General features: G+C 57.1%; 24 protein-coding genes. 17 read left to right on the top strand and 7 right to left on the bottom strand.

What is annotated here, in order from left to right; genetic code table 11:
• Nucleotides 1-140: 140 nt before the first annotated feature.
• A complete protein-coding gene (locus ACTNBZ_RS00930) occupies nucleotides 141-500 on the bottom strand; it encodes a helix-turn-helix domain-containing protein (protein ID WP_441207767.1) in 360 nt (119 codons plus the stop codon).
• A gap of 141 nt (nucleotides 501-641) precedes the next feature.
• Between ACTNBZ_RS00930 and ACTNBZ_RS00925 the strand changes: the two genes are divergently transcribed.
• The 10 genes from ACTNBZ_RS00925 (at nucleotide 642) to ACTNBZ_RS00880 (ending at nucleotide 6,371) form a co-directional block, all read left to right on the top strand.
• A complete protein-coding gene (locus ACTNBZ_RS00925) occupies nucleotides 642-1,025 on the top strand; it encodes a helix-turn-helix domain-containing protein (protein WP_441207766.1) in 384 nt (127 codons plus the stop codon).
• 155 nt (nucleotides 1,026-1,180) lie between these two features.
• Nucleotides 1,181-1,900, top strand: a complete 720-nt coding sequence (locus ACTNBZ_RS00920) for a metallophosphoesterase (RefSeq protein WP_441207765.1) — start codon at nucleotides 1,181-1,183, stop codon at nucleotides 1,898-1,900.
• Complete coding sequence (locus ACTNBZ_RS00915) at nucleotides 1,897-2,229, top strand: hypothetical protein (protein WP_441207764.1); 333 nt, start codon at nucleotides 1,897-1,899, stop codon at nucleotides 2,227-2,229. Before ACTNBZ_RS00920 ends, ACTNBZ_RS00915 begins: the two co-directional genes overlap by 4 nt.
• 19 nt (nucleotides 2,230-2,248) lie before the next feature.
• On the top strand, nucleotides 2,249-3,493 hold the full coding sequence (locus ACTNBZ_RS00910; protein ID WP_441207763.1) for a hypothetical protein: 1,245 nt from the start codon (nucleotides 2,249-2,251) through the stop codon (nucleotides 3,491-3,493).
• Nucleotides 3,490-4,053, top strand: a complete 564-nt coding sequence (locus ACTNBZ_RS00905) for a metallophosphoesterase (RefSeq protein ID WP_441207762.1) — start codon at nucleotides 3,490-3,492, stop codon at nucleotides 4,051-4,053. Before ACTNBZ_RS00910 ends, ACTNBZ_RS00905 begins: the two co-directional genes overlap by 4 nt.
• Nucleotides 4,054-4,085: 32 nt before the next feature.
• On the top strand, nucleotides 4,086-4,934 hold the full coding sequence (locus ACTNBZ_RS00900; protein ID WP_441207761.1) for a hypothetical protein: 849 nt from the start codon (nucleotides 4,086-4,088) through the stop codon (nucleotides 4,932-4,934).
• Entirely contained in the window at nucleotides 4,927-5,151 is a 225-nt protein-coding gene (locus ACTNBZ_RS00895; protein ID WP_441207760.1) for a hypothetical protein, read from the top strand. The genes ACTNBZ_RS00900 and ACTNBZ_RS00895 overlap by 8 nt, the downstream gene beginning before the upstream one ends.
• Nucleotides 5,151-5,462, top strand: a complete 312-nt coding sequence (locus ACTNBZ_RS00890) for a hypothetical protein (protein WP_441207759.1) — start codon at nucleotides 5,151-5,153, stop codon at nucleotides 5,460-5,462. Before ACTNBZ_RS00895 ends, ACTNBZ_RS00890 begins: the two co-directional genes overlap by 1 nt.
• 42 nt (nucleotides 5,463-5,504) lie before the next feature.
• Entirely contained in the window at nucleotides 5,505-5,894 is a 390-nt protein-coding gene (locus ACTNBZ_RS00885; RefSeq protein ID WP_441207758.1) for a recombinase family protein, read from the top strand.
• Nucleotides 5,895-6,011: 117 nt separating this feature from the next.
• Nucleotides 6,012-6,371 carry a hypothetical protein gene (locus ACTNBZ_RS00880; RefSeq protein WP_441207757.1) on the top strand — a complete coding sequence of 120 codons (360 nt, stop codon included), beginning with the start codon at nucleotides 6,012-6,014 and terminating at the stop codon, nucleotides 6,369-6,371.
• Nucleotides 6,372-6,788: 417 nt separating this feature from the next.
• On the opposite strand, the gene ACTNBZ_RS00875 is transcribed toward ACTNBZ_RS00880, so the two are convergent.
• Both ACTNBZ_RS00875 and ACTNBZ_RS00870 read right to left on the bottom strand, forming a co-directional pair.
• Nucleotides 6,789-7,649: an EamA family transporter gene (locus ACTNBZ_RS00875; protein ID WP_441207756.1), complete on the bottom strand. Its 861-nt coding sequence runs from the start codon at nucleotides 7,647-7,649 to the stop codon at nucleotides 6,789-6,791.
• Nucleotides 7,650-7,856: 207 nt separating this feature from the next.
• On the bottom strand, nucleotides 7,857-8,987 hold the full coding sequence (locus tag ACTNBZ_RS00870; RefSeq protein ID WP_441207755.1) for a cysteine desulfurase family protein: 1,131 nt from the start codon (nucleotides 8,985-8,987) through the stop codon (nucleotides 7,857-7,859).
• A gap of 302 nt (nucleotides 8,988-9,289) precedes the next feature.
• On the opposite strand from ACTNBZ_RS00870, the gene ACTNBZ_RS00865 reads away from it, so the two are divergent.
• Nucleotides 9,290-10,738, top strand: coding sequence for an MATE family efflux transporter (locus ACTNBZ_RS00865; protein WP_441207754.1), 1,449 nt, complete (start codon nucleotides 9,290-9,292; stop codon nucleotides 10,736-10,738).
• Between the two features lie 62 nt (nucleotides 10,739-10,800).
• On the opposite strand, the gene ACTNBZ_RS00860 is transcribed toward ACTNBZ_RS00865, so the two are convergent.
• Genes ACTNBZ_RS00860 through ACTNBZ_RS00845 form a run of 4 tightly spaced genes read right to left on the bottom strand, consistent with a single transcriptional unit; the run spans nucleotide 10,801 to nucleotide 14,136 of the window.
• Complete coding sequence (locus tag ACTNBZ_RS00860; protein WP_441207753.1) at nucleotides 10,801-11,952, bottom strand: aminotransferase class V-fold PLP-dependent enzyme; 1,152 nt, start codon at nucleotides 11,950-11,952, stop codon at nucleotides 10,801-10,803.
• The gene (locus ACTNBZ_RS00855; protein ID WP_441207752.1) at nucleotides 11,949-12,206 is read right to left on the bottom strand and encodes a DUF3343 domain-containing protein; all 258 of its coding nucleotides are present in this window, start codon (nucleotides 12,204-12,206) and stop codon (nucleotides 11,949-11,951) included. Before ACTNBZ_RS00855 ends, ACTNBZ_RS00860 begins: the two co-directional genes overlap by 4 nt.
• Nucleotides 12,203-12,979 (bottom strand): acyl-CoA dehydratase activase, encoded by a 777-nt coding sequence (locus ACTNBZ_RS00850; RefSeq protein WP_441207751.1) that lies wholly within the window; start codon nucleotides 12,977-12,979, stop codon nucleotides 12,203-12,205. Before ACTNBZ_RS00850 ends, ACTNBZ_RS00855 begins: the two co-directional genes overlap by 4 nt.
• Nucleotides 12,976-14,136 carry a double-cubane-cluster-containing anaerobic reductase gene (locus ACTNBZ_RS00845; protein WP_441207750.1) on the bottom strand — a complete coding sequence of 387 codons (1,161 nt, stop codon included), beginning with the start codon at nucleotides 14,134-14,136 and terminating at the stop codon, nucleotides 12,976-12,978. The genes ACTNBZ_RS00850 and ACTNBZ_RS00845 overlap by 4 nt, the downstream gene beginning before the upstream one ends.
• A gap of 348 nt (nucleotides 14,137-14,484) precedes the next feature.
• Here ACTNBZ_RS00845 and ACTNBZ_RS00840 point away from each other — a divergent pair, with 348 nt between their 5' ends.
• The 6 genes from ACTNBZ_RS00840 (at nucleotide 14,485) to ACTNBZ_RS00815 (ending at nucleotide 21,288) form a co-directional block, all read left to right on the top strand.
• Nucleotides 14,485-15,450 (top strand): ABC transporter permease, encoded by a 966-nt coding sequence (locus ACTNBZ_RS00840; RefSeq protein ID WP_441207749.1) that lies wholly within the window; start codon nucleotides 14,485-14,487, stop codon nucleotides 15,448-15,450.
• 210 nt (nucleotides 15,451-15,660) lie between these two features.
• A complete protein-coding gene (locus ACTNBZ_RS00835; protein WP_441207748.1) occupies nucleotides 15,661-16,308 on the top strand; it encodes an ABC transporter permease in 648 nt (215 codons plus the stop codon).
• A gap of 13 nt (nucleotides 16,309-16,321) precedes the next feature.
• Entirely contained in the window at nucleotides 16,322-17,284 is a 963-nt protein-coding gene (locus ACTNBZ_RS00830) for an ABC transporter ATP-binding protein (RefSeq protein ID WP_441207747.1), read from the top strand.
• 2 nt (nucleotides 17,285-17,286) lie between these two features.
• Nucleotides 17,287-18,231, top strand: a complete 945-nt coding sequence (locus ACTNBZ_RS00825; RefSeq protein WP_441207746.1) for an ABC transporter ATP-binding protein — start codon at nucleotides 17,287-17,289, stop codon at nucleotides 18,229-18,231.
• Between the two features lie 51 nt (nucleotides 18,232-18,282).
• Complete coding sequence (locus tag ACTNBZ_RS00820) at nucleotides 18,283-19,914, top strand: ABC transporter substrate-binding protein (protein ID WP_441207745.1); 1,632 nt, start codon at nucleotides 18,283-18,285, stop codon at nucleotides 19,912-19,914.
• 192 nt (nucleotides 19,915-20,106) lie between these two features.
• On the top strand, nucleotides 20,107-21,288 hold the full coding sequence (locus ACTNBZ_RS00815; RefSeq protein WP_441207744.1) for a MalY/PatB family protein: 1,182 nt from the start codon (nucleotides 20,107-20,109) through the stop codon (nucleotides 21,286-21,288).
• The last annotated feature ends 118 nt before the right edge of the window (nucleotides 21,289-21,406 follow it).

The following is a 21,406-nucleotide window of genomic DNA, read 5'->3' as shown; positions in this document are numbered from 1 at the left end:
ATGCTCCCCCCGCAAATTATCTTCCAAATCATTATATAATCTGCAGGCTATGAACAAAATCGACCAGAAGTCAACACCTTGACTTCTGGTCGATAAACGAGAAAAAAAGAAGCGAGCCGGACTGTCCAGCTCGCAATTTGTTAGATATTATCCTCTCGTTTTGACATGGTGGATTTCAATTCCCGAACGATTCTCAAGATGGAATCCAGCTCTTTGGGAGAGCAATCAGCGAGCAGCTCGTCAAACTCACTCTGATAGAGACTTCTCACTTCCGGAATATCTGGCCGAAGCATGGAATCTGCCGACACCTGCAAAGCTTCGATGATGCGAATGAAGGACTCCAGCTTCATGCTCGTCTTGCCTTTTTCGATGTTGCTGATATGTGGCAAAGAAATGTTGGCCTTCACAGCAAGGTCGGCTTGGCTCATGTGCCGGTTGATCCGTGCTTCACGAATGCGGGAGCCGATTAGCTGGCTCTCGGTTAAATCATGTTCCGCCATCGGCTCCCCCCCTTTAGATATATTCTCCAGATTATCTATTTCTAAGAGTATATCAACTTGAGGTGAAATTGATATAATGCGAAGTTGATGATATAATCTAAACACTATAATAAGACTACAAATTTTTTTGGAGGTCTTATTATGAGCCTGAACTACAAATCCATTGGTAAGCACATCCGTGAAATCCGTCAGCGCAACAACCTTTCTCAAGCAATGCTCTCTGAACTGGTAGATAAAACGCCTTCTTACATCAGCTACATAGAGAGCGGTATCAAGAGCATGAGTCTGGACACCTTTGTTCTCATTGCGAATGCGCTGGAGGTTTCTCCCGACCGGTTGCTGATGGAACAGCTCACCTGCTCGGAACGGTGTGCCAGCGAGGAGATCACCCTGCTTCTTTCAGATTGCACCACCTATGAGATGCTTATTCTCATGGATGTTCTAAAATCCTTGAAAACTTCCTTGAAAGAGCATCAAGGCAGATACGGCAAACCAGATAACTTTGATTTTACAGCCCGAACCTGAGAAAGCAATCGACTGGAAGTCACGGGAACTGACCGCCGGTCGAATCGTGCACATAAATGTGAATATGTTTTTCGGAACCGTGAATATGTTTTCAGAAAGTCCGAGATATGGGCCTCCAAAGTTGGTATAATGGAGGGCGAAAGGTGGTATAGCCAATGATCTACTACACGGGCGATATCCACGGGGACCCCCGTGAGATCGTACAGTTCTGCGACCGGCAGAAATTGACCGAGCAGGACACCCTCGTCCTTCTGGGGGATGTGGGGGCCAACTATTTCCTAAACAGAAAGGACACCGAGATGAAGCGGCTCCTGACCAGAGTGAAACCCACCCTTCTGTGCATTCATGGGAATCACGAAGTGCGTCCGGCCAACATACCAACCTACCAAACGAAAGAATGGAATGGCGGGACGGTCTGGGTGGAGGAAGCCTTCCCCCGCCTGCTGTTTGCTATGGATGGCGAGATCTTTGATCTGGAGGGCCTCCGTCACTTAGTCATCGGCGGGGCCTACAGTGTGGACAAGTTCTACCGGCTGGCCAGAGGATACGGCTGGTGGCCAGACGAGCAGCCTTCCAAGGAGATCAAGGACAACGTCATCCAGACACTGGACGCCTGCGGCTGGCAGGTGGACACCGTCCTCTCCCACACCTGTCCCTATCAGTATGAACCGCGGGAAGCCTTTCTTCCTATGATCGACCAGAGCACTGTGGATGCCTCCACAGAGCAGTGGCTGGAGGAGATCGAGAGAAAGCTGCGATACGATCACTGGTTCTGTGGACACTGGCATATCGAAAAGCACATCGACCGGATACACTTCCTCTTCCACCGTGTGGAGGCGGCCCCGCAGCTCTTGACGGGAGGGGACACATTATGACAGAGGAAGAAAGACCGGAGGCCAAGGAGCAGGAGGCGTGCTTTGCCGCAATCCGTGAGATCGTCCAGGAAATCTCACGCCTAATGGACGCCGCATATCGGCAATACAGCCGTTTGGTAGAACAGGTGTTGAACGGAAGAATTACCGAGGAACGAGAGATCGAGAGGATCATGGACGGACTTGTGGACTTTGGAGATGATCCAAGACTCTTTGAACTGTACAAAATCCTCTGCCGCCATATCTATTACAAACACCCTGCTCTTGTGAGAGAGCACGCTGCCATCTTCCGGCTCCAGTTTGAGGAGGCGGAGGACAGGGAACATCACTGATACGGAGGAGGTGAACACCATGAAAGCGCCGGAGATCAAGCACTATATCAACTGGCTGGGTCGGGTGGAGTACCGAAATATCAACTGTTCGTTCACCTATGACGAGGTATCCTACGAGGCCATCGACCGCATCTTCCGCCTTCTCCACCGGCTGGAGCCTGCCCCAGAGAACAATAGCTGGGAGCTTTGGCTTCGTGCAGAGCGGGGTGACATCGAGGACTTTGGCAGCTTTGAGGAGTTACGGGAGGAAGGGCAGGTGGAGAGCTTTGAGGAGTTTGAAACCTGGTGGCGTTCCGAGTTCCCAGAGGAGGTAGAGTGGTTCCACTTTGCCGCTGGCGAGGATCAGGAGATCGGATACCGGGCGGTATTCCTGGGCCATCGCCATGTGCTGGAGATGGACAGCCGCAAAGAGCGCGCCTTCCCCTATGACATCGCCCCATTCACCGCCTGGCTGGAGGGTGCGGTACGAGACGCCGTTCAGATGGTGGAGACCGGCTCTTATCAGGAACTGGTGGAGCGGGAGCTGCCCATCTGGCATCGAACCGGAACTGTCCTGCGCCGGGATCTGTGGAGGGTATTCCCTCAGTGGGAGGAGGAGTTCTTCCAGAACATCTCCCAGCAGGAGGTGGAGGAGTTTCTCACCTCGGCGGAGGGGTATCCTTTGGGAAAAAACAAGCGGCTCCCATCCGTGACTGCAAACGAATTCTATCACTTCTGTGCCCTTGGCTATCGGGCTATGGGATACACCGGAACGGAGAAATCGGAAAAAGAGCAGTACGCCCTCCACGCCGATGGGCGGGATGAGGGACTGTCCGAGCTGGACGGAGATTCCCCCGAAGCCTTTGCCCGGTGGTTGAAGGAGCGTCCCCGCACCGGCCACCCTTGGGAGGTATGCCGGGGCGGCAACAGCACCCACATCGACTGCTTCGTACAGCAGGATGAGCATGGCTACTATCTGGTAGTGGCCGGTCTTGCAGAGACCCGGACGATTGAGACGATCCACTTCTTCCTGGCGCTTCATCGGGCAGGCGTTCCCGTATGTATCCGAAACGCAGAGGAACTGAAGGCCCGCCTGACCGGAGCAGAGGCCATCGGCATCGTGCCGGAGGGAGTCTTTCCCGCCTACTGTCACGACCGGTTTCCGGGAGAAAGCATCGTCGACTTCATGAATCTGCCTCGGGAGCACCGGGAAGAGCTTGTAAAATACTGCCGATGGCAGCCGGTCCCGGTTCCCCGGCTGAAGAAGGAAGATGAAAGCCCATGATTTTCTTTACCTCCGACCTGCATCTCGGCCACGAAAACTGCATCCGCCTTTGCAACCGCCCCTTTTCCAGTATCGAGGAGATGGACGAAACCCTCATCGAAAACTGGAACCGCAAGGTCACAGGAAAGGATACCGTCTATATCCTCGGCGACCTTATCTACCGCAACCAAAAGCCGCCGGAGGAATACCTGCGGCGGCTGCGGGGAAAGAAACATCTCATCCTTGGGAATCATGACAGGGGATGGATCAGGAGTTGTCAGACGGAACAGTTCTTTGAAAGCGTCAATAACCTGCTGTATGTCGCAGACGGGAAGCGGCAGTACACCCTCTGCCACTACCCCATGATGTCCTGGCCACACATCATGCGCTGCTACATGGTCTTTGGCCACATCCACGGCAATACCGATGCGGATTACTGGCCGCTCATCCAGGCAAACGAGAGGATGCTGAATGCCGGAGTGGATGTCAATCACTTCGAGCCAGTCACCTTTGAGGAGATGGAGGCCAACAATCTTCTGTATAAAGGTCAGGCGAAACCCGAGCTTGAGGTGCAGCCGTGAGACCTCAAAAGGGCTTTTATGAGGCGGCTCCTGTGGCCAGTTCCATCGCACGGCAGGACTGGACGCACATGATGGAGCGAGCCGAGCGGAGCGGTCTCTCTCTCCAGTCCCAAAAAGGAAGCGCCGGGGTGCTGTTCTCCGTGAGAATCCTCGCTCCCATTTTAGATGGAGGGCTGCGGCATATCGTTCTGGCGGCGATCCAGTACAGTCTGGGGCGGCACACCTATATGCCCGGCATAGCTGCAGAATTTACCTGCCGGAACCTGAGCCGTCTGGATGCGGCTGCCCGTTCCGCCGCCGCAGCAAAGATCAGCGAACATTTGAGCCGATATGGAGAGCAGGAGCCATACCCGCAAGTGTGGCACGGCTTAAGCCGAGTGCTTACATCTGGCAAAATCAAAGAAGACGATAGGAGGAAAGAAAGGATGCCGATTCTGCAACCTCTGGAAAACATGGAACGCATCTCACGCCAGGCACTGGCAGATGACCTGGATGCCGTGCTGGAACGGATAAGCCGTGAGGATATCGGGCTGGTGATCACCGACGAAGGCAAAGACGACCTGGTCCTTTGCCCTGCCTCCTGGTTCAATCTTGACTATGTGGATGATTTTTCCTGTGTCATCAACAGCGCCCTCCGTTATGCCATGCGTACCGAAGATGAGGAGAGTGCGGCGGTCGTCCAGTACGCCCGCCGCCACTACCAGCTGTTCGATGACAAGACGCTGTCGGTGGCCGTCGCCGATCTGGAGCGGGAACTGAACCAGCCGATGGCGCCCCTCAAACAACCGCAGGTCTGGAAGGAGCTCCAGGAGCTGTTCCGACAGCGACTGGACGAGCTGCTGAAGGAATCTCCGGAAGACGAGGAAACGCACCATGGATGAAAAGCGATATGAGCTCGTGGAGATCCAGGTGGACGCAGAGCTTCTGGAACAACTGGAAAAGATAATCACTCCTATGGGGCTGACGCCAGAAATGCTGATTGTGAAGTTCTTTGAGTTCTGCGCAGATCCCGCGACCCAGGAACTGGCCATCTCCTTGCTTCTGAAATGGAAAGCCGAACAGGAAGCGGAGAGGGGAAAACCGGGAGGGGGACTTTGATGCTATCCAGGGAAACCTTCTGCGAAGCCCTGAGAAAGATCCAAGCGCAAAAGGATCGAGACGAACAGTTCAGTAAGGCACTCGCCCTGATGGGAGATGGACATTTCGTCTTTGAGGGCGGAGCGCTGCTTCTTGCCGCCTTGCTGGATGTGCTGAAGGAAGCGATCAACGACCAGTACGACTATATCAGCTGGTGGCTTTACGATGCCGCCCCGGACTATGAAGTCTGGACCGATGATGAAAAAACTAAGTGGTGCCTGAAGGAACCGGAAGCCCTGTATGATTTCATCCGGGATGAATGTCAGGGCTGAGCGGTAGCTTCTTCCTAAATTCGTTCAAGGAGGTCAAAGCAGATGCAGAAGTGCTGTCTCTACTGCCGGGTGGACGGGCCGCCCATCGAAAGCAACCACATCGCAATGGAACATCAGCGCACCGAGCTTCGCCGCCTTGCCGACCAGCTTGGTTTTGATGTTTCGACCGAAATGCTCCAGTATGAGAGCGGGTTGGATGCAAACCGACAGAGCATCAAGACGCTGATCCGTGATGCACGGCACGGAGTCTATAACCGGGTGCTGGTCATGAACAGCGGTCGCCTGACTCGTGACCCCGAAGGGCTGGCGATGATTGGAGAAAAGCTGACCGCCGCAGGGGTTCGGGTCTATTGCCCGGATGGCGAGATCGATCTGGCTCCTGCCTATTCTCATGGCTATTGCCGGGTGGCAACGATGGAGCAGACCATGTGATTGGGGAAAGTTCCCGCCTCGCCTCTCTACTATGGCCAGAGTGAATGCGGTATAATAAAGATACCACATACGCCAGACCAGGAAAGTCGGTCATTCCGACAGAAAGGAGATGTTGCCATGAGTTCATTCGAGGAAAAGAAAACAGAGCTTGAGAGGGTCCTCGGGGTATTCCAGAACTACATTGAAGGCTCTGAACTGCTCGATGTGGTCTATTCGAAGAAGTTCGGGTATGTTCTGCTTGGCCTGCCTGCGGCAGATTCCATTGATGACTCCGATGTAACACGACTGGAAGATCCCGAAACATTGGTGAAAGAGATTTATCAGAATCTCGCATACGACTTTATGGAGCGGGAAGGGCACAGCGAGGATTACACGGAAGCCACCAATCTGGAAAAACGAGCCATGCGGGAATGGATGAAAGAGTACACGGATCAGCTGCCGGAATACAACTACCTGCTGGACGAACTCCTTGGATGATGTGTCCGATGAAGCAGGAGCTTCCCTCAGTCGATCTTTCGTCCGGCAAAAGACGATATCTTTTTTGGTCGAACACTAAAATGGCCCTCGGGTGGAAAATCCGCAGCCATCTCAGCGAAAACGGCAAAGAGAATAATGGGTGAAGACCCGCAAAGCCTTGAAAATAAAGGGTTTTCGCAAATATCTCAATTGGTCTTACACTCCACGTCGGAGCAAGCTCTATATCGCTTGCTCCGACTTATTTTATAAGTCAGAGCGCGCTCATGCCGCTGCTCCTCCTTTCCAAATCGAACCCGCTGCGCTGGGCCTCGATTTGGTTTTTTCTTTCTTTGGACATATAAGTTCTATATCGCCACTCGTACCATAAAAGCACCGTATTCCATGGGAATACGGTGCTTTTATATCTTTTGGACCGTTTCAGATCAGCATCGCCAGTGTCCCGGCCACGACCATTACAAGGCCGGCGCCGGATCTCCGTGTCAGCTTCTCATGAAACACAAAACAGGAGAATACCACAGTCACCAAAATACTCAGCTTGTCGATGGGGACGACTACACTGGCAGGCCCGTCCTGCAATGCCCGGTAATAGCACAGCCAGGAGCCGCCTGTGGCAAGGCCCGACAGGCAGATAAAGCTCAATTCTTTCCCGGGGATCTCCCGGAGCGTGTGCTGCTTTCCTGTGACAAACACCATAGTCCAGGCCATCACCAGCACCACACCAGTGCGGATGGCCGTACCCAGGTTGGACTCCACGCCGGAGATGCCCACCTTGCCCAGGATCGAAGTCAGGCTTGCGAAAACGGCAGAACCCACCGCATAGAACAGCCAGCCCCTCCCTTTGGCCTGCCCGGGGTGGGCATCCTTCTTTTCGATCATCAGAAAGGTACCGGCGGCGATCAGCACGAGGCCAATGGCTTTGGGCAGGCTGATCCCCTCATTCAGGAAAACAAATGCCAGAAGAATGGTCAGAACGGTGCTGGATTTGTCGATGGGCACTACCTTATTGATATCGCCCAGCTGCAGCGCCTTAAAATAGCAAAGCCAGGATGCCCCGGTGGCAAGTCCGGACAGGACGAGAAACAAAAGGGTCCTGCCGCCGATCTCACCGATCTGATCCTGTGAACCTGCCACCAGCACCATCAGCCAGGAAAAGGCCAGTACGACAATGGTGCGGATGGCGGTAGCTACGGTGGAGTCTGTTTTCCGAATACCGCACTTTGCCAAAACAGATGTAATACCCGCGAAAAGAGCGGAGCCAAACGCAAACAGGATCCACATAGTCCTTCCCCCCTGAAGCCATAGACTGCGCCCCGGGCCGCCGCGGTTTTCTTGCCCGGGCCGCAAACCGCAGCTACATTATAGCACGGTTCCACTGGCCGGAGAAACAAAAAATTCGCCACGGATGAATCCCGGCAGGCTTTGCACAGCCGGCTGCCATCTCCGGCCGCCCGGCCGGGTCTCAGCGATCTCCATATTCTTTCGCTCTCAGATCCCCGGCGGCACCAGTTCACGGTAACAGGCGTCAAAGATCCGCAGGAATGCTTCGATCTCTTCCCGGGTAGTGAGATGGCTGATACTGATCCGCCAGGACAACAGGGCATTTCTCCGATCCCGGCTGACAGCGAACACTGCTTTCGAGGGCATTCCCGCCGTAGAGCAGGCGGATCTGACCGACACGCACACGCCGTACCGGCTCAGTGCCTGCTGGAACACCGTGCCCTTCACGCCCCGGACGCTGAGGTTCAGGATGTGCGGCACTGCGCCCTCCGGGCTGTTGAACCGCACCGCCGGATACCCGGAAAGAGCTTCCCGCAGCCGGACGTTCAGCTCCCGCACGCGGCTGACCCGCTCTTCCCGGTTGTCCAGAGCCAGCTGAAGTGCCTTTTCCGCAGAGACGGCCAGTGCCAAAGCCGGCGTTCCGCTGCGGTATGGGGTCGTACTGGCGCCGCCGTGGATCTGGGGCTCGAGGGTGAGGTCCCTCTTTTTCAGAAGGAGCCCGCTTCCGTTGAGGCCATAGAACTTGTGAGGCGCGATGCTCATGGTATCCACGCCCTCCATTGTCAGTCCGGTCTTTCCCACCGCCTGGGTGGCGTCCACATGGAGGCGGCAGTTGGGAAACTCCTTCAGGAGTTCCGCGATCCGGCGGACAGGCTGCACCGTCCCCAATTCGCTGTCCACCGCGCAGACCGAGACCAGGACCGTATCCTGCCGCAGCAGCTCCCTCAGACGCCCCAGGTCAATCATACCGTCCCGGCCGGTCTCCGCCAGGTCGATCTCCCAGCCCTGCTGCCGGAGAAATCCCAGCGTCCCGTCCACGGAGGAATGCTCCAGCTCCGTGGAGATGATATGCCTGCCCAGGCGCCGGGACGCCTGGGCGATACCCTTGATGGCCAGATTGTTGGATTCGCTGGCACCCGACGTATAAATGACTCCGGCGGGATCCGCTCCCAGCAGCTCCGCGATGTGGTCGGTCACACGGGCCATCTCCGCCCGGGCGGCCTGCCCCGCGCAGTGGGCGGAATTGGGATTTCCGATATAGGTCTGTTCCGCTTTATAAAACGCCTCCAGCACGGCGGGGTCTGCCGGGGTATAGGCGGAATAGTCCAGATAGATCATGTCATACCTCCGCATCCGTACCGGTCTTTACCGCTTTGAATCTAAACCAATCAACATACTATTCTTATTGGCAAGAATAGCACAGCCATATCCGTCTGTCAACCGGCCATCCAGGTGCTGCCACCCGGATTTTTGTTCAAAACTGCCTTTGACTTTTCCGCAAAAAAACGGTATGTTATCTATAACAGCGTGTAGCGTAACTGCGTAAATCCGGTTGCTTGCTACGCGCTGTTTTTTTGCTGCGCTGCCCGCACAGCGGACAGCCGCATGAGCAGTCATTTTTCTGCAAGGAGGAGGTTCCAATGGAACACAAGTCGAATTCATTTCTTGAGACTGAGCCCATCGGAAGGCTGATGAAAAAATATGCGGTCCCCTGCGTCATCTCCCTGCTGGTAGCGGCGCTGTACAACATCGTGGATCAGATCTTCATTGCCAACGCCAGCTATCTGGGCTCTTACGGCAACGCCGCCAACACGGTGGTATTCCCGCTGACTGTGGTGGCGCTGGCCATCGCCGTCATGATCGGCGACGGCTGCTGCGCCTTTGTCAGTATCAGTCTGGGCGCCGGCAAAAAGGACGAAGCCCACAGGGGCATCGGCAGCGCGGTGCTGCTGTGTGTGCTCAGCAGTCTGGTGCTGACCGCCGTCTATCTCATTTTTCAGGATCAGATCCTCACCGCCTTCGGCGGCCGGGTCAACGATGAGACTTTCCGCCACGCCAAGGAGTATTTCTTCTGGATCACCGTAGGCGTTCCCTTTTATATGTTCGGCCAGGCCATGAATCCCATCATCCGCTCGGATGGCAGCCCCAGGTTTGCCATGGCCGCCACCCTGGCCGGCGCGGCGGTCAACATGGTTCTGGACCCCGTTTTCATCTTCCTCTTCCGCTGGGGCATGATGGGCGCGGCGGTGGCCACCATCCTGGGCCAGATCCTCACCGCCCTTCTCTCCGTCCGGTACCTCTGCCGCATGAAGGCAGTCCGGCTGGAGGCGACCAGCTTCCGCATTCACCGGAAGCTGGCGTGCAAGTACCTGCCTCTGGGCCTGTGCAGCTTCCTGTCCCAGATCTCCCTGGTGGCCGCCATGGCTGCCATCCAGAATATGACTCTGAGATACGGCGCTCTCGACCCCATTTTCGGCCAGGCCCAATACGCCCAGATCCCCATGGCCGTGCTGGGCATCGTAATGAAGTTTTTCCAGATCGTCATCTCCATTGCCGTCGGCATGGCCGCCGGGTGCATTCCCATCGTGGGCTACAATGTGGGTGCGGGACGGAAGGACCGGGCCAAAAGCCTCTTTACACGTCTGCTGAAGGCCGAGGCCATTCTGGGCGCCGCGGCGCTGCTCATCGTGGAGCTCTTTCCCCGGCAGCTCATCGGCATCTTCGGCGCCGCCAACGAGAGCGTCTATTACACCCGGTTTGCCATAAAATGCTTCCGGGTGTACCTGTGCATGATGATCCTGGCCACCGTGAACAAGGGGACCTTTATCTATCTGCAATCCCTGGGCAAGGCATTTGCTTCCACCATGATCTCCCTGATCCGGGAGGTGGTGTTCGGCGTGGGTTTCGCCCTGGTGCTGCCGCTCTTCTTCGGGCTGGACGGCGTGCTGCTCTCCATGCCTGTATCCGATATCCTGACCTTCCTCATCGCGGCGGCCGTCATCCGGCGCACCTATGGGGAGCTCAGCGGGGACGGTGCTCCGGCCCCTGTGTCTGCCGTATCCGGCCCCCGGCCGCAAGCAGCCAAATAACCTGCCCTTTCAGCCAAAAAGCGGACGCCTCCGGGGAGGCATCCGCTTTTTTGCTTTTTCAATCAGTTTTGAACGCTCAGACTCAGTTCCCGGACCGCGGTCAGGGCGCCGTCGATATCCTTCTCCGTGTTGAGGGGGCCCATGCTCATGCGCACGCCGCCTTCGGGCGCCGTTCCCACCGTCTGGTGGGCCAGAGGCGCGCAGTGCAGGCCGGAACGCACGCACACATCATGCTCCCGGTCCAGCCGGAGAGCCGCCTCCGATGGGTCCATCCCCCGGATATTGAAGAGCACCACCGCCGCCCGGTCCGACGCCTTCTCCGGGCCGTACACCGACACGCCGGGAAGCTCTGCCAGCCCGGCCAGCAGCCGGGCGCAGAGGGCTTCCTCATGGCGGCGCACCGTCTCCAGCCCCCGGGCGTTCAGCCAGTCCAGCCCCGCCCCCAGAGCGGCGATGCCCACGGTGTTCAGCGTGCCGCTCTCATAGCGGTCGGGGAGCAGCGCAGGCTGCTCCAGATGGGCGGAAAGGCTGCCGGTCCCCCCCTGCTTCAGCGGGGTCGGGTCCACTCCCGGCCCCAGACAGAGCAGTCCGGTGCCCGGCAAACCCAGCAGCCCCTTGTGGCCGGGGCAGGCCAGCAGGTCTATGTGCATCTCCCCCATATGGATGGGGTATGCTCCGGCGGACTGGGATGCGTCCAGCAGGAAGGGAACCCCCCGCCGCCGGCACATGGCCCCGATCTCCGCCGCAGGCATAAATGTCCCGGTGGTGTTGGCGGCATGGGTGCACACCACCAGGCAGGTCTCCGGCCGGAGGACCGCCTCCATCTGCTCCGCCGTCACCGCGCCGGTATGGGGATCGCCCCACACCACCGTGTGGGAGACGCCCAGCCTCTCCAGCGCCTTCACCGGGCGGAGCACGGAGTTGTGCTCCATGGAGGTAAGCACGATGTGTCCCCCCGGCTTTGCCATCCCCTGGATGGCCAGATTGAGGGAGTCGGTGGCGTTGGAGGTGAAGATCACCCGCTCGGTTTCCTCCACGCCGAAAAAGGCCGCGGCCTTCTCCCGGGTCTCGTAGACCGCCCGCCCCGCATCCAGTGAGGGCCGGTGGCCGCCCCGGCCCGGATTGGCGCAGAGGGTACGCACGGCCTCATTGACCCGTTCGTAGACCGAAGGCGGCTTTTGATAGCTGGTGGCGGCGGCGTCCAGATAGATCACGGGTGCTCCCCCCTGTCCGCCAGCCGCTCCGGCCCCTCCTCATCCAGGCGGAAGAGGGTGCAGGGCACGGTCATGGCCGCGAAAAAGTCCCGTCCCTCCTGCTCCGGGTCGGGCCCGTCAAAGCGCAGGGAGAGGGAGCAGCTCCCCGCCACGCCCCGGGGCGTGGGGATCATGGTCACCGCCACACCCCGCTTTTTGGCCTCGGCTTCCCCCTTCATGCTGTGGGTGGTGGTGTAAAAGGACAGGAAGATCATGGCTTCCTCCCTTTCCCACCCCGGGCGATGAGGGCCGCGCCCAGCGCCCCGGCGTACCGGCCCATGGGGTCGGTACAAACGTTGGTCCCCAAACGCTGGGACAGCCGCTTGACCAGATAGGCGCAGTCGCACAGTCCGCCGGTGAGCAGCACGTCCCCCTTCAGGCCATGCCGGGCGCACAGGCCGGCCACCTTGCTCACCACCGAGTCCACCACGCCGGCGGCGATGTCCTCCCGGCGCTCTCCCGCGCCGATGTGGCTGATGACCTCGCTCTCGGCGAATACCGTACACATGGAGCTGATGGCCAGGGGCTCCCCCCGCTCGGCCAGAGCGAAAAGTTCCCCCAGGTCCACCCCCAGCCGGTTGGCCATGATCTCCAGGAACTTGCCGGTTCCCGCGGAGCACTTGTCGTTCATCAGGAAGCTGGAGGGCAGTCCATCCTCCACGGTGATGACCTTAGTGTCCTGGCCGCCGATGTCCACGATGGTGCAGCTGCGCCCCAGCAGGGCATAGCCGCCCCGGCCATGGCAGGTGATCTCGGTCACCGTCCTGGCGGCGTACTCCACCGAGACACGGCCGTAGCCGGTGGCCACCACCTTCATGTCCCCGTCCACCGGCCGGCCGCTCTCACTGAGCCGATCGGCGATGGCGGCGGCGGTCTCCTTGCTGCTCCAGCCGGTGGGAAGCACAAAGCGGTCCACCACGCCGCTCTCGTCCAGCACCACTACCTTGGAGGCGGTGGAGCCGATGTCGATTCCGGTAAAATAGCTCATTTTTCGATGGTCTCCAGGAAGGCGGCCAGGCGGGTGTTGATCTGCCCCTTGTCCGCCTGGGAATAGTCGGTCTCGATGTTCAGATAGGGGATGCCCTTCTCCTGGGTGACGAAGCGCTTGATGAAATGGGCCTCCACATCGTATGTATGGCAGGACTGGAGCACGATCTCGATGACGCCGTCCACCTGATAGCTGTCGATCATCGCTCCGATGTACTCGCGGCGGCTTTCGTTGGGGCTCATCACCGAGCAGTTGATGTTCAGGTACTTCCGGGCCAGGGCATTGTAGACGTCGGGATCGCTCTCGTCCACCTTCTCCACCTTCTCCCGGATGCCGTTGCAGGTGTCGAAGGCCACCACGTCGGCCCCCATCTCCTCCACCGCGCGGATAATCTTCTCCCGCACGCCGGCATTGGGACAGCCGGTGACCAGCAGGCGGGGCCGGTCGGTGGGCTTCCCCTTATAATTGGCCTCCCAGTCGGCCAGGACTTCGGCGGTGCGCTTTTCCACCTCGCTGCAGCGCTGCTCCAGGTCGAAGGAGAAGCTGCCCGCGTCCACCCGGGTGCCCATCTCATAGCCGCTCATGGCCACAGGGTTGAGCTGGCCCAGCTCCAGGTAGCGGCGCATCACGTCCCGCTCCCGGTTCTTCAGCCGGATGGCGGCGCGGATATCCTCCTCGGTGATGGTGATACCGTAGAACTCCTCCAGCTTCTTCTGGAACGCGATGATCTGCTCCCGCCAGAAGGCCAGAGCCTGGGCGTCCCGGCTGTGGGGAAGCTGCATGACATAGGTGTCCTTGATCTCGTTCATCAGCTCGAACATCTTCTTTTTTCCATCACAGGTAGTCTCGCCCACCACAAAGTCGGAAAAATAGAAGTAGGGGCAGGTATCGGTCAGGGCAAAGCCGTAGCTGGCCTTGATGAGAGGACACAGGTTCCGGGGCAGATCAGCCTCGGCGGCTGGGATGGGCTCCTCGGTAAAGGCGCACAGGCCCACCGGCAGGGCCCCGGCGGCATAGATCAGTTCCACCGGCACAAAGGAGCAGAACATGCCTACCACCCGGGCCCCCTGCTCCTTCAGCTCCTTCATACGCAGAAATCCCTTCTGCCGCGCCTCATTATAGCTCTCAAAGCTGACCGGCAGCTTTACCTTTTCCATGTCATACAACTCCTTTTATGTTTCTGTACCAATTTCATTCATCGCCCGGCTCCATGCCGCAAAACGGAGCGTATCCGCTCCCTGCGGGCAAGGCCATTTTAACGTTCCGTTTTTTCAGTGTCAACCAAGCCCATCTATTATTTGTATTTAAAATATTTACATATATCTTTATTTGATTTTGCAATATAGTGAACTATCTATTCCCGGTTATATATTGTTATTTTTTATATTATCTCTCTATTTTATTGCCATTTTGTATGAATATTGACTTTTTTTATATTCCTGCTATCCTAGTGTACAATGTAGCTGAACGATGGACATACCCGGTGTGTGGGAAGAGGAAAAATTTTGAAAAACTACATATTCAAAAAGATCTTGACCGGTTGTCTCTCGGTCGTTATTTCTTTTGTCGTTACTTTTTTTTTGGTAAAATCCGCTCCCGGAAATCCGGTCCGGCTGCTGTGCGGGATGGAAAATCCCAACCCCGAGCTGGTGGCGCATCTGACCGAAAAGTACGGGCTGGATCAACCACTGCTGACTCAATTCGGACTTTATGTCAATAATATCCTGCACGGTGACTTGGGTTATTCCTATGTCAGTGACAAGCCCGTCTGGGACATCATACGTGCCCGTATCCTCCCGACGCTGCTGCTTTCCACCGGAGCCGTCCTTCTGTCCATGCTCATTGGCGTTGCTCTCGCGACCTATTCGGTCAGCCGCCGCGGACGGTGGCAGACCCATGTATTGGACACGGTGTCCTATGTGCTTGACTCCATTCCGGCCTTTTGGCTTGGCCTGATCCTGATGCTGGTCTTTGCCTCCTGGCTGAAGATTCTTCCCACCTCCGGGATGTATGATGTACGGATGCAGTACACCGGTGTACGCTATATTCTTGACGTTGCCCGGCATATGATCCTGCCCCTTCTGACCCTTGTTATGATCCAGGCCCCCTCCTACTATAAGATCTTCCGTACGGCCGCATTGAAGAACCTGTCGGAAGATTTTGTGTTCTCTATGAGGGCCACGGGTATCTCTGAACGAAAACTGTTTACGCAATTCGTCCTCAAAAACTCCATTCTGCCCGTCATTACCATCGCGGGAACCTCCATTGCCTTCTCAATCAGCGGTGTTGCCCTGACTGAGATCGTTTTTTCCTGGCAGGGTATGGGCCGGCTGATCATGGATGCCATCGCACGGCGGGATTACCCTGTTCTGCTGGGCTCGTATCTGATCATCTCGATCTGTGTCTGTGTCTTTACGATCCTGACAGATATTCTGTACGCGCTGGCGGACCCGCAGATCAAATTTCGCTGATTAACTGATGAACAGGTGCGGATAATGAATCGATTTCTTTCATTCAGGCCGGCCTTCAGAAACAGAAAGCTGCTGTCTGGAATCATATTGCTGCTTTTTCTGCTCTTTGTCGCCTTGGCCGGCCCTTCTCTGTGCGGCAATCCTCCAGACTATTTGCATGACGATATGCTTCACGCGCCATCGCCGCAATATCCCTTTGGAACAGATGGCGTGGGATATGACGTCTTTACCATGGTGGTCTACGGCACCCGCACTTCCCTGAAGGTAGGCGTCGTTGTCGCACTGCTCTCCTCCGTCATTGGCGTGGCGGTGGGGGGGATCTCCGGATATCTGGGCGGCGCAGTTGATAAGATCATCTGTGAGTTTCTGAACGTATCCATGATGATCCCCACCTTTTTTCTCATCGTATTGGCTATTTCCATCTACGGCAGCAGCATCGATCACATGATCCTGATCATGGCGCTCACCAACTGGCCGGGCTCCGCCCGGCTCATGCGCGGACAGGCCATCGCGATCCGCGAAAAATCCTACATCAAAAATGCAGAGGTACTGGGTGAGAGCAAGGCGAAGATCATCCTTACTCATATCATCCCCAACTGCATTTTCACTGTCATCGTCAACCTCACCATGACGGTTTCCGCCGCCATTCTGTCGGAAGCCGGACTGTCTTTTCTGGGATTGGGCGACCCGAATGTGGTGAGCTGGGGCAAGATCATTTCCTCCGGCCGGAGGTATCTGCCCAATTGCTGGTGGATCTGCGCATTCCCTGGTTTTGCCATCATCCTCACCTCTCTGTCCTTTCATCTGATCGGCGACGGGATCAATATGGCGATCAACGCAAAGGCGGGAGAGCTTTGACAGGTGCTTGCTTATGTCATTTTTTGAAATCGACGGGCTGAATGTCTCCTATAAAAACGCGGGGCATCCCATCGCGGCAGTCCGGGACTGCAGCTTTGCCATCGAGCAGGGCGATTCTCTCGGCATCGTGGGGGAGTCCGGCTCCGGAAAATCCACGCTGGCTCTGGCGCTTCTCCGTCTCCTGTCGCCCGGCGTGGCTGAGGTTTCCGGACGCATCGTATTTAACGGCAGCGAGCTTCTGGGCATGCCCGAACCGGAATTCAATTCCCGCCGCTGGGTCGATCTCTCCATGGTTTTTCAAAAATCCATGACCTCGCTGAGTCCTGTACATAAGATCGGCAAACAGCTCCGCAATATCTACCGTGTCCACTGCCCCCATGAAAAGGCCGATGTGATTGAGCGCGCTATGCTGGAGATTTTTCAGGTCTGCAATCTGGATCCAAAGGTATATCATATGTATCCCTTTGAACTCTCCGGCGGAATGCTCCAGCGCGTCAGCATCGCCATGGCCCTTATGCACAAGCCGAAGCTCCTGATCCTGGATGAGGCGACCACTGCTCTGGACGTTATCACACAGCAGCAGATCATGGCGGAGCTAAAGGAGATCCAGAACCGCTACCGTCTGACCCTGCTGGTGATTTCACATGATCTCTCCGTCATCACCAAACTGTGCAGCAAAGTTGCTGTTATGTATTCCGGCAGTATCCTGGAATTCGGAAACCGGGATACCTTTATTTGGTCCCCCAGGCATCCATATACCAAAGCTTTGATAGCTTCCTATCCCAAGTTTGACCTTCCCAAAGGGGCGCTTCACGGGATCCCCGGTAATCTGCCGGACATGGGCGCCCCGCCCCAGGGCTGTATTTTTGCCAGCCGCTGTCCCTGCTGTCAATCCATTTGCCGGACGGACGAGCCCCGGGAGGAACAATTGGATGACATGCACAGGATCCGCTGTCATCGCTGGAGAGAACTCTGATCATGAGCCGTGATATTTTAGTCGTGGAGCACCTCCATAAGACCTACAAAAATAAGGTCACCACCATTGACGCCGTGAACGACCTCTCCTTTACCCTTCGCCCGGGCCAGGTTCTCGGGATCATCGGAGAATCCGGATCCGGAAAATCGACCCTGGCCAAAATGATCGTGGGTCTGGAGCGCATTACATCAGGCTCCATTCTCTTTGATGGTCATGATATCAGAGAACTGCTGAAGCGGCGGAAGTCCCGCTTCCGGAAAGATTGCCAGATCATCTTTCAAAACCCCTTTGAAAGCTTTGATCCCCTCCAGACCATTGAGACGGCGCTTGTCAGCGTTGTGAAGATCCATCACCGGGACTGGAGCCGGGCACAGCAGACTGAGTATTGTCTGCACCTTCTGGCCCAATATGGCTTCGATCCCCCGGAGGCTTTTCTTCACCGCTATCCTCACGAGCTGTCCGGCGGACAGCTGCAGCGGGTCGCCATCATGCGCGCCATGATCTCCGAGCCGCGGCTGCTCATCGCAGATGAGGCAGTCTCCATGCTGGACGTTTCAGTCCGGGCGGATATCATCGATCTCTTCGACCAGATCGTAAAAACCTCTCATACGAGTCTGATCTTCATCAGCCACGACCTCCTGACCACAGCTTATCTTTCCGATTCCATCTGCGTCATGTACCTGGGCAGGATCGTGGAATACGGATCTGCCCGTGAGCTCACGCGCGCTCCCACACACCCGTATACCAGGGCGCTCCTCTCATGCTGCGGAGATCTGAGCGGCCGAATCAATACCGACTACGTCTCTGCCGCTCCCATCTCCCATGCTCCCGGGGCCCATGCCTGCCCCTATTACGGAAAATGCCCCGCGCCAAAGGACCGGTGCGCCGCGGAGCGCCCTGAAATGGCGCAGGCCGGTCCAGAGCACTATGTGCGGTGCTTTTTGTGATCGTTTGTATTTAACTTTAAATACAATAAGTACAGGAAGGAGAATAACCCCATGCTTCATGCAAAGAAAAGAATTTTATCCCTTCTGCTGGCGGCCTCGATGCTCTTCGCTCTGTCCGCCTGCGGCAAAGAACCCGCGGCCGAGACTCCGGCACCCTCCGCCCCCGCTGCCTCTGCTCCTGCCGCCACCCCTGCTTCTCAGGAAAACACGGTCAAGGAGGGCGGCACCTTTGTTGTCTCCATCGTCAAGGCCCCCGAGACCTTTAACCCCGACGCCAAGGTCAATGATCTGGCCAAGCCCGTCCTGCACAATGTGTTCAACCAGCTGGTAAAGATCAACGGCAACGATCAGGTGGTGCCTGACATCGCCAAGTCCTGGGATTTCTCCGAGGATGGCAAGGCCATCACCTTCCACCTCCAGGAGAATGTAAAGTGGCATGACGGCGCCGACTTTTCCTCCTCCGACGTCAAGTGGACCTTTGACGAGATCATGGACAAGGAAGGTCTGGCCTCCGATACTCTGGCCAATGTGACCGAGATCACCTGCCCCGACAAGGACACCGTTGTGTTCCAGATGGCCGAGCCCGATGTGACCATCGTCAGCGCTCTGGCCTGGAACGGCACCTTCATCATGCCCGAGCACATCTATAAGGACACCGACTGGCTGACCAACCCCGCCAACGACGCTCCCATCGGCACCGGTCCTTTCAAGTTCGTGGAGTACAAGGACAATCAGACCATCACCCTGGTGCGCAATGACGACTACTGGGGCGAAAAGGCTCATCTGGACAAGGTCATCTTCACTGTCAACGAGGACGACAACACCGCCTACCAGGCCTGGCTCAACGGCGAGATCGACGATATGGACAACAGCGTCCCCTCCAACGAGCTGGAAAAGCTGATGAACGACAGCAATTACAATGTCTATACCAAGATGTGGCCCAACCGCCAGTACATCTGCTTCAACACCAAGGAAGGCCCCTTCTCCGACGTCAAGGTCCGTCAGGCCATCGTCCGCGGCCTGGACCGGGACGCTATCTTTGAAAAGGGCTTCAAGGGCATCGGCATGAAGGCCGAGTATTTCATCTCCCCCCTGTATGACTGGGCTCTGGACACCAGCGTGACCATCCCCGAGTACGACCTGGAGCTGGCCAACCAGATGCTCGATGAGGCCGGCTTCCCCAAGGACAGCAACGGTATCCGCTTTGAGACCACCATCGACACCTTCGGCGGCTATGACGAGCCTCTGGCCATCATCCAGAGCAACTTCAAGGACATGGGCATTGATCTGAAGATCAACACCATGGACGATCCCGCTTACGACGAGAAGGTGTGGTTCGGTCACAACTTCGACCTGACCATTCTGGGCGGCTATCAGGGTCCCGACATCTCCGCCATGTTCCAGCGGTTTATGACGGGCGCCGGCATCAATTTGGGTGAGTACAGCAATCCCGAGCTTGACGCCCTGTTTGAGAAGGGCGCCGTTACCAGCGACATGACTGAGAGAGCCGAAATCTACAAGGAGGTCCAGAAGATCCTCTCCGAGGATATGCCCTGTGCCTTCCTGGCCGAAAAGGGCGCCCTCATCCCTGTGAAATCCTACGTGATGGGCCACCCCAGAAGCCCCGAGTTCGTCGATACCTGCGCCGGCTACGACTACTCTCACGTCTGGCTGAACAAGTAAGACATCCATAAACACAGGAATCGGCCGTCCCCTGCCGGAGGCGCCCCGCGGACAGCGGAACAGCTTCCGTACCGGCCCGCGGCGATCCCCCCTCCGGCCATGGCCGGAGGGGGGATCTTCGTTTGGCTGCATCAGGCCGGACCCTCCCCGCAGGATCGGTCCTTTATCTCAACAAACAGGAGGCCCTGCACAATGGCTGAACAAATTCAGTATATTGACCGTGCCGGAAGCGGCTGCAACAAGTGGGATCACCAGACCGCCATGTTTGGTGAGGAAGGCCTGCTCCCGCTGTGGATCGCGGATATGGATTTTCGCGCGGCGGAGTGTATCCGCCAGGCCGTGCATGCCTATGTTGACTTTGGCGTGTTCGGATACAATTCTCCCACCGACGGCTACTATCAGGCTTTTATCGACTGGGAAAAGCGCCGCCACGGTTATGAGGTACAGCGCGGCTGGCTGCGCTTCTCTCCCGGTGTGGTGCCGGCGTTCAACTGGCTGATCCAGGCGCTTTCCCAGCCCGGTGACCGCGTGATCGTCCTGACCCCGGTATACTACCCCTTCCTCCACGCGGTGGAAAATAACGACCGCGTTCTGGTCACCAGCGAACTGAAAAACGACCACGGCTATTACACGGTGGACTTTGACGATTTCGAACGGAAGATCCAGACTCAGGGCGTAAAGCTCTTTATTCTCTGCTCACCCCACAATCCCGTGGGCCGGGTGTGGTCCCAGGATGAGCTGCGGCGCATGATGGACATCTGCCGTAAGCACCATGTCTGCGTCATCTCCGATGAGATCCACCACGATCTCACCTTTGAAGGGCATCCCCACATCCCCACGGCGCTGACCGGGGACTATGATGACATTCTGATTACCCTCACCGCGCCCAGCAAGACGTTTAATCTGGCCGGGCTGCAGAACTCGCTGGTGATCCTCCCCGACCCGGCCCTTCGCGCGAAATATGACCAGTTTACCAAACGTATCCGCATCCACGGTGGAAATGCCGTTGGCTATGTGGCCGCAGAGGCCGCCTATCGCGGCGGTGAGGAGTGGCTGGAGCAGGTAAAGGCCATCATCCTGGGCAATTACCGCTATGCCAGGGACACGCTGGCTGGGGCGCTCCCGCATCTGGTCATCTCCCCGCTGGAGGGAACATATCTGATGTGGATCGACTTTGGCGCTTATCTCGCACCGGAGGAGATGGAAGGATTTTTCCAGGGAAAGTGCCGTCTCGCGGTAGACTATGGCACACTGTTCGGTGGAAACGCCCCCTGCTGCATACGGCTGAACCTGGCCACCTCCCGGGAGAACGTTGCTGAAGCTGTCCGCCGTATTACAGGCGAGATGGAGCGGCGCCGCCCCGCAGGCGTGTGATCGCTGTTCCTCCCACCCTGCCGCGGCATACCGGGGCGGGGGAGAGTACCGCGTTAGCCCTGAAAAACCGGGCAGCCCATGGTATCACCTCTCCGCAAACAGAATTCCCCCTCCGCCT

The sequence above is a fragment of the Pseudoflavonifractor sp. HCP28S3_F10 genome, assembly GCF_052065415.1.
Taxonomy (GTDB): domain Bacteria; phylum Bacillota; class Clostridia; order Oscillospirales; family Oscillospiraceae; genus Pseudoflavonifractor_A.
This window is presented reverse-complemented; position numbering and strand designations above follow the sequence as displayed.